Origin of the sequence: Occallatibacter sp., from assembly GCF_049582745.1 — a bacterium.
Lineage (GTDB): Bacteria > Acidobacteriota > Terriglobia > Terriglobales > Acidobacteriaceae > Telmatobacter.
The window spans coordinates 54,569-66,837 of the sequence record NZ_JBAUUO010000127.1 but is presented as its reverse complement, the minus strand read 5'-3'; the positions used below and the strand labels follow the sequence as shown (position 1 = coordinate 66,837).

The window sequence follows — 12,269 nt, the reverse complement described above, 5'->3', positions numbered from 1 at the left end:
CCCCGCTGAATGCTGCCAACTAACCTTATTTCATATGTTTGCAGATTCAATCTTTGGCTGCTCAGCTTAAATACGAAGTTGAGAGCGCGCTTTCGCAAGGTTGACAAGCGTATGGCGGTTACACGGTGCGCGCTCATGCTGGGACTGTGGGCGAAATCTCCGCCGGAAGCACAAGACTGGAATACGGCAGTTTTAGGCCCCGTCATGTGTACCCCGGAGAACGTGAAACGGAAGGTTCGAAATCCTTCCAGAAAGGTTGTTAATTATGTCAGCAAACTCGCTGATTGAGTGGACAGACAATACGTGGAACCCGGTTCGCGGGTGTTCAAAAGTCAGTCCTGGTTGTGCACACTGCTATGCCGAGGCATTCGCCGAGAGGTTTCGCGGCGTCCCTGGCAACGCGTTCGAGCAGGGATTTGACGTCCGCCTAGCGCCGTGGAAGCTGCTTGAGCCGCTTCGGTGGACGAGTCCCAAGCGGGTCTTCGTCAACAGTATGTCGGATTTGTTCCACGACGACGTTCCCGATCAGTTCATCGTCGCAACCTTTGAGGTGATGGCCGCCGCCAACTGGCACACCTACCAGATCCTCACGAAGCGCCCGGAGCGAATGCAAAAGATGCTCAAGAACGATCTCGAGTTTGCGGCCGGGCTGCCTCACATTTGGTGGGGAGTGACCGTTGAGAACAAAAAGCACGGCCTGCCTCGTCTGGATTATCTCCAGAAGTGTGACGTCGCAATGCGCTTTCTATCCTGTGAGCCGCTTCTTGAGGACCTCGGGAACGTCTGGCTCGATGGCATCAACTGGGTCATCGTCGGCGGCGAGAGTGGCCCCGGAGCTCGTCCGGTGCGCAGGGAGTGGATCGTCTCTATTCGCGATCAGTGCAAGTCGGCCCACGTTCCGTTTTATTTCAAACAGTGGGGCGGCTTCCCCAAGGGCAAGCTCGGATGTGAGCTCGACGGCAGGGAGTACAAGGCTTTTCCGCCGACGCAGGATCTGAAAGCTCCATCTCTGGTGCGGCGCCGGCAGATTGAGGGCGAGCTGCACAAGCGGCTCTGGGCTGTGGGCATCCTGGAACAGGCCGCTTGATCCTAGGGGGCGCGCTCTTCCTTCACACGAAGAGCGCGCCCGCAAACGCTGTGTTTGGTGGATTGGTCGTACGTGTAAGGATCGCAATTGATATGAAAATTATCGGCTATTTCCTCGAGGCGATGAAGCGGAAGGAATCTCTTCCGTTCCGGTGACCGGATCAACCGGCACTTGCTTGAGGAAAGCTTGACACAACTTGTGAACCAACTCGCCGCGACAGGTGTTGCGGCGTTTCCACCGCTCCTTTCGATAGAACAGGTAGCAGACATCTTTGGCACGACGATCGAATGGGTGAATTCACACTCCCGTCCGGTTAATCCGTCGATTAAAATCCCGACAAAGGGCATTGAAGTCAATGGGCAGATCGGAAAATCGATGGCCCGGAGACGATATCAGCGCGGCCAGCTCTCTTCCATTGAAGGGAATTGGATCGCACGTTGGCGTGAAGACATCATTGCCAGTAACGGAGAGGTGCGGCGCGTCCGCAGGAAGGAGACAATCGGAAACGTCAAAGAGTACCCGACCAAGCGTTTGGCCCAACGCGAGCTTGATCGGCGTTTGAAAGAAGTGAACGCGGAGGATTACAAGCCCAGACCGCAAGCGACCTTTGCTGAATTCGCCGAGCGATGGATGGACAGCGTGATGAAGCAGCACAAACCAAGCTCGCAATCCTCTGAAAAGTCGAATCTCAACTGCGTTTTGGTCCCTCATTTTGGACCCAAAGGCCTGAAAGACATCACCGCGGAGTCCGTGCAGGTATTTGTTGCCTCTTTAGAGGGGTCACCAAAGACTGCCCGCAATCTCATTTGCACCATGAGGCTGGTTTGGAACACGGCCCGGACATGGGGATACGTTGTTCATGATCCATTTCAGGGTCTGCGGTTTCCGGAAGCTGCCAAGCAGAACACCTACAATTTCACAGTCGAGGAGTCGCTTGCCATCATCGATGCGGCACCGGAGCAATGGAAGGCGTTCTTCTGGCTGCTGGCCGAGACTGGGATGCGGCCCGGCGAACTTGCCGGGCTCAAGGTGGATGGTATTGATTGGCAAGCGGGTACCATCTGCATCGAGCAAAGCGTCTGGCAAGGAAAGCTGCAGTCGCCGAAGACCCGCGCAGCAATCCGTACATTTGCCATCTCTTCCAACCTTGTCCAACGACTGCGCAAATATCAGCGCGACCATTGGACGCGGAACGAACTGGGATTGATGTTTGCTTCAAAGCGGCGAAATCCGCTGAGCATGGATAACTTTCGCAACCGGGTACTCAACCCTATCCTGAAGCATCTCGAGATCGACATAAAGCTGAAGGCGATGGGGATCAAGAGATGCGGGAACTATGCATTCCGGCACATGAACGCAACTGTGATGGATGAAATCGGCACGCCGCTCAAGACAAGGCAGCACCGGCTTGGGCACGCGCGGATTGAGACCACCATGGCTCACTACACTCACAAGGTTGACGCTGACGATCGCGGTGCCGCAGAAGCCATCGGATCGATGTTATCGCCGACACGAGAAACCATAATGTAGGGGATTTTGGACCCTAGTTGGACCCTGGGCCGATCAGTTGACCGGCCGGAAATCATTAAGTTGTTGATTAAGGTGAATTTGGGTTGGTTGCGGGGGCTGGATTTGAACCAGCGACCTTTGGGTTATGAGCCCAACGAGCTACCGGGCTGCTCCACCCCGCATGCTTAGTCTAACAACGCCCGTCAGGCGGGTCAAATGCCAACGACCCCGCCTTCCGGCCCGGCGCGATTTCATCGGGTACACTTCTGGCAGCCTGAGAAACATCGCAAAGATGCGGCGCTGGAGCCGGCGTTTCTGCTCGTAAACCCCTTATCGAACAGCAACGCGCAAGAGATCCGCCGGCAAAAATCCACGCAGCCGCTCTGAAGGAGCCCTACCGGATGTCCCAACTCTACGTTGCAGTGCTGGCCGTGATCGTGGCCGTTCTCCTGACCGTCGCCATCTACCAGACAACGCGCGTAAAAACAAAGGCCGACTATCTCGTAGCCGGCCGTTCTTTGCCTGCCTTCGTTCTCGTTTTGACCCTGCTCACGTCGTGGATTGGCGCCGGTTCGCTGTTCGCCGGAGCCGAGAACGCCTATCGCAACGGGTTTGCGGCGCTGTGGCTGCCCGCGGGTGGTTGGGTCGGACTTCTCCTCATCTACTTCATTGCGCCCCGTGCCCGCAAATTTGCTCAATTCACGCTGCCTGATTTGCTTGAAGCCCGCTACAACCAGACTGCCCGGGTGCTCGGCACCATCGCCATTCTCTTTGCTTATGTTGGAATCACAAGTTATCAGTTCAAGGGAGGCGGCAACCTCCTCCATCTCATCTTTCCAGACCAGGTAACGCCGGAGCTCGGCACCTACATCATCGCCGTCTTCGTCATCGTCACCACGGCTCTCGCCGGCATGTCATCCGTGGCCTATATGGACGTCGCCATCGGCTCGCTGGTGACCGTTATCTGCATCATTGCGACCCCAATGCTCTTCCTGAAAGCAGGAGGATGGGCTGGCCTGCATGCCGTTCTGCCCGCCACACATTTTCAGGTGCTTGGCAATCTCACATTTACTCGGGCCATGGAATTCATGGTGCCCACGATGCTTCTTATGCTCGGCAACCAGGTGATGTATCAGAAGTTCTTCTCTGCAAAGTCTGAGCGTGACGCGCGCATTTCCGTGGTCGGCTGGATTCTGGGCACAATTCTACTCGAGACCTTGATCGTATCCATCGCCGTTTTCGGTTCTGCTCTCTACCCAACGGGCGAGGTGTCGCGTCAGCCTTACGAAATCATCCCCTACACCGCCCGTAACGGTCTTCCCGCTTTGATGGGCGCGCTGCTGCTTGGCGCGGTCTTCGCAAAGGTCATCTCCACGGCGTCGAATTATCTCTTCTCTCCCGCGACGAATCTCATCAACGACGTTTTCGTTCGGTATATTGCTCCGGGCGCGTCAAACAAGCGTGTACTGATCGTCTCGCGGCTCGCAGTGGTTCTTCTGGGCATTTGGGCGCTCTACCAGGCTATCTACGCTCCCAGTATTCTTGCGAAGATGCTTTGGGCCTACACCATCTATTCCGCCGCGCTGACTCCAGTGGTGCTGGCCGCGTTCTACTCCAAGCGCGTTACTGCCTGGGGAGCGGTTGCGGCCATCGCGGCCGGCACGGCGGTTACACTCGCCTGGGATGTTCCCAGCGTGAAAGCTCTCTTCCCGCCCATCCTCGCCGATCGCGACGCGATCTTCCCCTCGCTGTTCGTCGCCGTCGCCGCACTGATTATTGTGAGCCTCTTCACGCCGCCGCCGGAACCGTCTCAGCTCGCGCAATTTGCGGATTAGCGAACCCGCATCGTCAATCCCGGCGACCGCGTGCGCCGTAACGATGCCCTAGACTGTTGATTGGATAGTCTGATGCATACGCGCCCCTGCTGGGTCGAAATCAGTACCCGCTCCTTTGAAGACAACTATCGTTTTCTTTCAACCCTTGCCGGTGCGCAGGCCGAACTTCTGGCCGTCGTCAAGGCCAATGCCTATGGCCACGGGCTCAGGATCTGTGCGCCTGCCGCTGTTCGCGCTGGGGCTCGCTGGCTCGGTGTTACCAGCGTTGATGAAGGCATTGAAGCGCGTCGCCTCTGCCCCGAAGCGCGCGTCCTTGTGATCGGCATTTCTCCCGGACAAGGCCGCGACGTCGTCTGCCACAACCTCACTCCTGTCGTCTGGGACACCTGGCAGTTCGATGAACTCGAGGCGGTCGCGCACGCCGCGGATATTCGCTCGATCTCCGTTCATCTGGAGATCGATACCGGGATGAGCCGTCAGGGTGCCGGACCCGATTCCCTCGGTCCTCTTCTTGAACGCTTCCACCGCGGCTCTCCATTGCGGCTCGAAGGAGTGATGACCCACCTCTTTGCCGCCGACGAAGCCGATGGGAGAATCACCGACGATCAACTGGAACGCATGGAGTCCGCGCTCAACCAGATCCAGTCGGCGGGCATGAATGCGGGTGTACTTAACATCGGCAATTCTGCCGCACTGCTCGGCGGGCAGGGCGAGGCGATATCCGCTCTCGCCGATCGTCATGGCATGAAAGCCCTGATCCGTCCCGGCCTTGCGCTCTACGGGCTTATCCCGGAATACGATCCTGATTTCTCGCCTGCCGAGCCGATCTCTCTTGGCCGGGCGCGGCGCGATCTGCATCCCGTGCTGAGCTGGAAATCTCAGGTCGTCAGCGTGCGCTCCGTCGCTAGCGGTGCGGTCGTCGGCTACAACGGCACCTTTGTCGCCACCGAGCCCATGCGGCTCGCACTCGTTGCGGCGGGATACGCCGATGGCCTCGACCGCAAGCTCGGCAATCGCTTCAGCCTGCTCGTGCGCGGCCAGCGCGCTCCGCTCGCCGGCCGCATCAGCATGGATCAATCTGTCATCGACGTTACCGACATTCCCGGCATCGCGACTGGCGACGAAGTCGTGTTGATTGGCCAGCAGGGTGATGAAACCATCTCCGCCTTCGATCACGCGAAAGCCGCCGGCACCATCCCCTGGGAGATCTTCACCCGCATCGCCGCGCGCGTTCCACGCATTACCGTCTAATCGGTTCTCCGGCAACTCGTCTTTGTTGCCGGGGTGATCTAGCAGGGAGCGCCCGTAGGACCAATCGAAGTTGCAGCCGCTGCAGGTTGGCTGATCTCAAGCCCCGCCGCTCCGCCAACGCAAGCGATCATCGCCTCGGTGCCCATCGCCGAGTTCAGCAACATGTGATAAAGCCCGCGCGAGCACCACTCCTGCTGATAGAACTTGCGAATCACAGCGGCACGCCGCTTGTCGTATGCCGCCAGCGTCTGCTCTGCGTGCTGGGCCTGCTTGGGGAACGCCTGCGTGAACCAGTCGCGCTTCGCCTTCAACGTGGCGTACACAAAAATATGAAAGCATCCCGGCTGGCACGTCAATGCGCACGCCGCGCCCCGTCCTACCAGCACACAGTTGCCCTGCTTCGACGCCTCCAAAATCTCTTCGCGGATCAGCGTGAGCATGCGCTCGGAATCGAAAACCTGCTCCTCCGAGAGGCCGGTCATCTGGTAGGCCGTGTCGTGCCAGAACACTTTGCCATAGCGGTAATACCAGGGATCGAGCCGATCATCGAACTTCGCAGCCATCTCCGGCGCCACGCCCGCGCGTTTCGCCGCTGCGCTCACCAGTTCCGCATCCAGCAACCGCCATCCCAACTGCTCCGCAAGATCGTGGGCAAACTCCCCGCCCCGCGACCCATACTCCCGCTCAACCGTAATTACCCTGATCGGCGCATGCATCATCAGCAATTCCCCCGCCATTGGGAGCATACAACGGAACCGCATTTACCCCGCAAGCGTGTAGACACATAGAAAACGTCTTCGGTTGCATGAAATGAACAACACCTTGACTATCTACAATCAATGTTGTAGATAATCTAGGCATGGGTAAACCAAGCGATCTCGTCCAGGGCACTCTCGATCTTCTGATCCTGAAGACCTTGCTCCCCGAAGCCATGCACGGATGGGCTATCGCCAAGAGAATTCAACAACTTTCAGGCGAAGTGCTCCAGGTCCAGCAGGGCTCACTCTACCCCGCGCTCCACCGGCTCGAACAGCAGGGCTGGATCAAGGCAAAGTGGGCCGAGAGCGAGACTGGCCGCCAAGCAAAGTTCTATTCGCTCACCACTGCCGGCCGCGCCCAGCTCGAAAAAGAAACGGCCAACTGGAACCGGCTTTCCGCCGCCATCAACCTGGTTGTAAGCGAGGTCTGATCGATCTACTTCCCCCTCCCCAAGGAAGGAATCCATGCGCTGGTTTGAACAACTTCGAATGCGGGCCCTGATGCTCTTCAGCCGCCGCCGCGCCGCCACGCGTCTCGACGATGAACTAAGTTTCCACTTCGACCGCCAGATTGCCGAAAACATCGACGCAGGCATGACGCCGGAGGAAGCGCGCTACTCCGCCCTCCGCAGCTTCGGCAATCCTGCGCTCCTTCGCGAGCAAGCGCGAGCAACCTGGTCCTGGTCTTCCTTCGAATCCATACTTCGCGATGTGCGCATCGGAAGCCGCACGCTTTACCGCACACCAGGTTTTACACTCATTGCCATCTTTGTAATGGCGCTGGGACTCGGCGCAAATGTTGCTCTCTTCACCATTGTTCGCGGCGTACTCCTCAAACCGCTGCCCTACGCGGACCCCGGTCGTCTCATCATGCTCTATGAAAGCGAACACGCCGCCACCGCCGGAGCACAATACGCGCCTGTCGACCCGGGAAGTTTCTTCGACTGGCAAAAATCTTCGACCGGTGTCGAGCAGATGGCAATGGTCTCGCCGTTCCAGAGTTACAACGTCTCCGCGGAAGGCGGCAAACTCCCCGAGAGGATCGATGCCGGTTGGTGCTCCTGGAACTTCTTCTCCATCCTCGGTATTCAACCGGCAATCGGCCGAACCTTTGCCGCAAGTGACGATCAGCCCGGCGCCGCAGCTGCCGTTCTCCTCACCAATGCGTTCTGGAAACGCCGCTATGCCGGCGATCCGTCCATGATCGGAAGGGCCGTCTGGCTCGACTCCCGCGCCTACACCGTTATCGGCGTTCTTCCTTCATGGTTTGTCTACTCCGGATCTTTCGGTGGCAAGAATATTGATGTCTGGACACCCTTCAATCACGAAGCCCCTCCCAGCCTCCTCAACACCTATGAAGATCACGAGGCGATCATTGCCGCGCGGCTCAAACCCGGAGCGACGCTTCAGGGCGTCGTCAGCCAGATCAACAGCATCCAGCAGCAGATCAAGAAAGATCATCCGGGGCCATCCGTGCACTCATTCGCAAGCGGCCGCCTCATGCTCGACGACACGGTTCAGGATTACAAAACCCCGCTTTATGTCCTCCTCGCCGCTACCGTCTGCGTTCTCTTCATCGCTTGCATGAACGTCGCCGGTCTTCTCATCGCTCGCGCCGCCGCACGCGCCAAAGAGATGGCCATTCGCACTGCTCTAGGCGGTCGTCTACGCCTCATGCGCGAGCAACTCACAGAGAGCATCCTCATATGCCTCACCGCGGGCGTGATCGGAATCGGCCTCGCCTGGACAGCGTTGCAGTTCCTCGGCCATTTCCAGCCCGACATGAACCGCATCGAATCCGTCCATATAGACGGTTTCGTTTTGCTCTTCACCCTTGCCGCCATTGCCGTATGCGCAGTCTTCTCCGGAGCTCTTTCTGTATTTACCTTCAACAGCAGGCATCTTTTGGGCACCCTGCAGGATTCTTCAAGATCCACGCAGGGCAGTCAGCGGCGCGCTACACTTCGCCGCTCGTTGCTCGTAATCGAAGTCAGCCTGACCGTTGTTCTGCTTGCCGGGGCTGGCCTCCTGCTCAAGAGCTACCAGCGCATGCGCGGAACGGACCTCGGCATCCCCATCGAAAACACCCTCACCATGCATCTCAGCCTGCCCGACCAGCGTTATAAACCGGCCATACAGGCGACCTTTTTCGAGCAGCTCATCACGCAGGTCCGCGCTCTGCCGGGTGTCGCCAGCGCTGGGCTTATCAGCGCCGCACCCGGGCAGGGTTGGGGTGGCGATAGCCTGGCAGATGTCGTTGAGCGCCCGCTTCGCCAACAGGACTTCGTCGATCTGCACACCCGCGCAGCGGATCCCGGTTACTTTGCAGCCGCACAGATCTCGCTCCTCCGTGGACGCGTCTTCACTTCCGATGAGCGCCTCGCACGCGGCAAAGTCGCAGTCATATCGCATCAAGCGGCACAACAGCTCTTCCCCAAAGACGATCCCATCGGCAAGCACGTGCGCTTCAACTTCTCACATCAGGTGTTCGAGATCGTCGGAGTGGTCGCCGATACGCGATGGGATATTCACGAACCGCCTAAGCCGACCATTTACGAGCCCCTCTTCGGCAATGATTTTAGTGGAGCCACGATCTTCGTCCGCAGCACTCACAACCTCGAAGCACTCGCCATGCCCATCGAAAATATCATTGGTCATCTCGACCGGGATCTGCCTGTCTCTAACGTGAAAACCCTCCGCGAAACCATCGACAAGTCCACCATCGATTCGCAGTTCGACTCCCTGCTTGTGCTGGCCTTTGCTGCGATCGCGCTGGTCCTCGCTGCCGCCGGTCTCTATGGAGTGCTCACGTATCTTGTCACGCAGCGCACGTCCGAACTCGGCATACGCATGGCCCTCGGCGCGAGGCGCGTCCAGTTGCTCAGTACAGTCCTCTTCGATGGCTTGCGCCCCGCTCTTCTTGGTCTCGTCATCGGCCTCGGAGCGAGCGCATTTGCCGTTCGCCTCATCAAATCGATGCTGTATCAAACAGAGGCGCTCGACCCCACGGTTTTCACAGCCGTTGCAGCTCTTCTGCTGGCCGTGGCCACCCTTGCCTGCATGCTCCCGGCATGGCGCGCCTCGCGCCTTGACCCGATGCAAGCACTCCGAACGGAATAACGGGAGAATTCACCATGCGCTGGTTTGAACAACTTCGAATGCGGGTTCTGATGCTCTTCAGCCGCGGCCGCGCCGCCGCACGCCTCAATGAGGAACTGGCCTTCCACCTCGACCGCCAGATCGCCGAGAACATCGCCGCAGGCATGACGCCGGACGAAGCGCGCTATTCCGCACTCCGCACCTTCGGCAATCCGCCGTTGCTGCGCGAACAATCCCGCGCCACCTGGAGTTGGAACGGTCTCGAATCCCTCCTCCGCGATCTCCGCTTTGCCTTTCGCGCCTTGCACCGCACTCCCGGCTTCACCGCCATTGCGATTGTCGTCATGGCTCTCGGCATCGGCGCGAACGTTGCTTTGTTCACCGTTGTGCGCAACGTGATCCTCAAACCGCTGCCATTCAAAGATCCTGATCGTCTCCTCATGCTCTATGAAGACAGTGTTCGCAATCCCGGTACACCGGATTACAACGTCGTCGCAGGTGGAATCTACCAGGAATGGAAAAAGCAGAACCATACATTCAGCAATCTTGCACTGGTAGGAAATACGCGCGTTGGACTGTCCGGCACGAGCGGCCAGCTCCCTGAGAAGGTTGCCGGCGCGCAGTTTTCCTGGGACCTCCTGCCGACTCTCGGCGTAAAGCCGGCGCTGGGCCGCAACTTCGCGGAATCGGACGACAGCCCCTCGGCCAATGGCACAGTTCTGTTGAGCTGGGGCCTGTGGAAGCGGCGTTTCGGTGGCAATCCTGCCATCGTGAATCAGTCCATCTTCATTGACGCTGTGCCCTACACGGTCATCGGCGTGATGCCGGCTTGGTTCGATTTTCCGCGGCCTGGAACGCAGTTATGGTTGCCCGTCTCTCACGAGAGGCCGATGAAAACAATGACCACTCTCAGCAACCACACGTTTAGTGTTGTCGGTCGCCTCAAGCCAGGAATCTCAGAAGAGCAGGCCGCGGCCGATCTGAGTCTGATCTCGCTGCATCTCCACAACGCAAATCTCAACGATCCTTTCGTGTTCAAGGCAGCCAACAGCCGTCCGCTCCTCGAGCACATGGTGGGACCCATCAAGCCCGCGCTCTTCGTTTTGCTTGCCGCTACTACATGTGTACTTCTGATTGCCTGTCTGAACGTCGCCAATCTGCTGGTGGCGCGCGCGGCTGCGCGGCGCAAGGATCTCGCGATTCGGAGCGCACTCGGCGGCAGCCGGCTTCGCCTCACCCGCGAACGCCTGATGGAAAGTCTGCTGCTCTCATCCTTCGGCGGCGCGTGCGGCATCCTCCTCGCGTACGCCGCGGTGCAGTGGCTTGTGCAGACGCGGCACGACATGAGCCGAGTCGAAAGCATTCACTTCGATGGTGTAGTTGCCGCATTCACATGTGGGGTGATCATCCTCTGCGCCTTGTTCTCAGGCTTGATCTCAGCAATCAGCGCCAGGGACGCCACGATCCTCAGCACGCTTCACGAGTCTTCGCGTGCCCACAGTGGAGGCCGCGCGAAGACGAGCCTGCGCCGTGTCTTGCTTTGCCTTCAGGTCGGCCTCACGGTCGTCTTGTTAACCGCCGCCGGCCTCCTGCTCAAAAGCTACGAGCGCCTTCGCTCCACCGACATGGGCTGCCACACTCAGAGTATGCTCACCCTGCGCACCGGCCTTCCGGATGCACGCTACACAACCCCGGCTCAGCGCGCCAACTTCTTCGATGTGCTTCTTGAGCGGATTCGCAGCGTGCCTGGAATTACCGTTGCGGGCATCGTCGAAGCTGTGCCAGGACAGGGCTATTGGGGAGACACGAGCTTCACAATCGTCGAGCATCCGCCGCTTCCGCAGGGCTCCGGAATCTGGGCGCTCAATCGAACGGCCGACTCCCGTTATTTTGAGGCGATGGGAATTCCCATCCTTCGCGGCCGCACCTTCAATCCTGCGCTTCGACTGAAGCTGGCAAACGAAATCATCGTCGATCAAACCTTCGTCAACAAGTTCATGCCTGGGGAAGAACCCATCGGCAAGCACATCCACACCAATGACAAGGACTTTGCGATCGTCGGCGTCGTTGGCGCCACGCGATTCCAAATCGGTGAAGATCCGAAGCCTGTAAAATACTTTTCGCTCGAATCAGGAGAGGCTCCCGTCGTCACCATCGTGATCCGCTCGAATCAGGACGTCGCGCAATTCGCACTTCCGGTGCAGCGCATCGTTTCCGACATGGATCGTGACCTGGCCGTATCCGACATTCTCACCATGAACCAGTTGCTGGGCAAATCGACACTCGATTCCAGCTTCAATGCGACTCTGCTCGCCGCCTTGGCTCTTCTCTCTCTAATCCTCGCCGCAGTCGGCCTCTTCGGCGTGCTCTCTTACATCGTCGCGCAGCGCACCAGCGAGATCGGAATCCGCATCGCTCTCGGTGCGCAGCGGGAACAAGTGCTGCGACTGATGCTGGTGGACGGAATGTGGCCGGCACTTCTCGGCCTCACCGTCGGCCTCGCGGTCAGCGTTGAAGCAGCTCGCCTGATCCGCACGATGCTCTACGAAACGCAACCGCTCGATCCAACTGTCTTTTCCGGGGTTGCGGCAATTCTGCTCGCAGTTGCGGCACTTGCCTGCCTGCTCCCTGCATGGCGTGCCTCGCGTCTCGACCCCATGCAGGCACTTAGAACGGAATAGGCGCGGAGTTTGCACCCCGCGCCTACGTCGTACACACAAGCAGTCGGAT

The 12,269-nt window shown here is 58.8% G+C and carries 9 protein-coding genes and 1 tRNA gene; 8 read left to right on the top strand and 2 right to left on the bottom strand.

The genetic code is table 11. The features are described from left to right. Positions 1-265: 265 nt before the first annotated feature. A complete protein-coding gene (locus WCA10_RS18090) occupies positions 266-1,087 on the top strand; it encodes a DUF5131 family protein (protein ID WP_472823914.1) in 822 nt (273 codons plus the stop codon). A 186-nt stretch (positions 1,088-1,273) separates the two neighbouring features. After that, on the top strand, positions 1,274-2,617 hold the full coding sequence (locus WCA10_RS18085; protein WP_472823913.1) for a site-specific integrase: 1,344 nt from the start codon (positions 1,274-1,276) through the stop codon (positions 2,615-2,617). 84 nt (positions 2,618-2,701) lie between these two features. Here WCA10_RS18085 and WCA10_RS18080 read toward each other — a convergent pair. Then, a tRNA-Met gene (locus WCA10_RS18080) sits at positions 2,702-2,778 on the bottom strand. Positions 2,779-2,812: 34 nt separating this feature from the next. On the opposite strand from WCA10_RS18080, the gene WCA10_RS18075 reads away from it, so the two are divergent. From WCA10_RS18075 to alr, 3 genes are all read left to right on the top strand, one after another. Next, a complete protein-coding gene (locus WCA10_RS18075) occupies positions 2,813-2,983 on the top strand; it encodes a hypothetical protein (RefSeq protein ID WP_472823912.1) in 171 nt (56 codons plus the stop codon). A gap of 14 nt (positions 2,984-2,997) precedes the next feature. After that, entirely contained in the window at positions 2,998-4,431 is a 1,434-nt protein-coding gene (locus WCA10_RS18070) for a sodium:solute symporter family protein (RefSeq protein ID WP_472823911.1), read from the top strand. Between the two features lie 72 nt (positions 4,432-4,503). After that, the gene (gene alr, locus WCA10_RS18065) at positions 4,504-5,682 is read left to right on the top strand and encodes an alanine racemase (protein WP_472823910.1); all 1,179 of its coding nucleotides are present in this window, start codon (positions 4,504-4,506) and stop codon (positions 5,680-5,682) included. A 38-nt stretch (positions 5,683-5,720) separates the two neighbouring features. Here the strand turns inward: alr and WCA10_RS18060 are convergent, their stop codons facing one another. Next, positions 5,721-6,401, bottom strand: coding sequence for a cytidylate kinase-like family protein (locus WCA10_RS18060; protein WP_472823909.1), 681 nt, complete (start codon positions 6,399-6,401; stop codon positions 5,721-5,723). Positions 6,402-6,541: 140 nt separating this feature from the next. On the opposite strand from WCA10_RS18060, the gene WCA10_RS18055 reads away from it, so the two are divergent. Genes WCA10_RS18055 through WCA10_RS18045 form a run of 3 tightly spaced genes read left to right on the top strand, consistent with a single transcriptional unit; the run spans position 6,542 to position 12,220 of the window. After that, positions 6,542-6,871, top strand: coding sequence for a PadR family transcriptional regulator (locus tag WCA10_RS18055; RefSeq protein ID WP_472823908.1), 330 nt, complete (start codon positions 6,542-6,544; stop codon positions 6,869-6,871). A gap of 34 nt (positions 6,872-6,905) precedes the next feature. Next, positions 6,906-9,560 carry an ADOP family duplicated permease gene (locus WCA10_RS18050; protein WP_472823907.1) on the top strand — a complete coding sequence of 885 codons (2,655 nt, stop codon included), beginning with the start codon at positions 6,906-6,908 and terminating at the stop codon, positions 9,558-9,560. A gap of 14 nt (positions 9,561-9,574) precedes the next feature. After that, positions 9,575-12,220: an ADOP family duplicated permease gene (locus WCA10_RS18045; protein ID WP_472823906.1), complete on the top strand. Its 2,646-nt coding sequence runs from the start codon at positions 9,575-9,577 to the stop codon at positions 12,218-12,220. Positions 12,221-12,269: the final 49 nt, after the last annotated feature.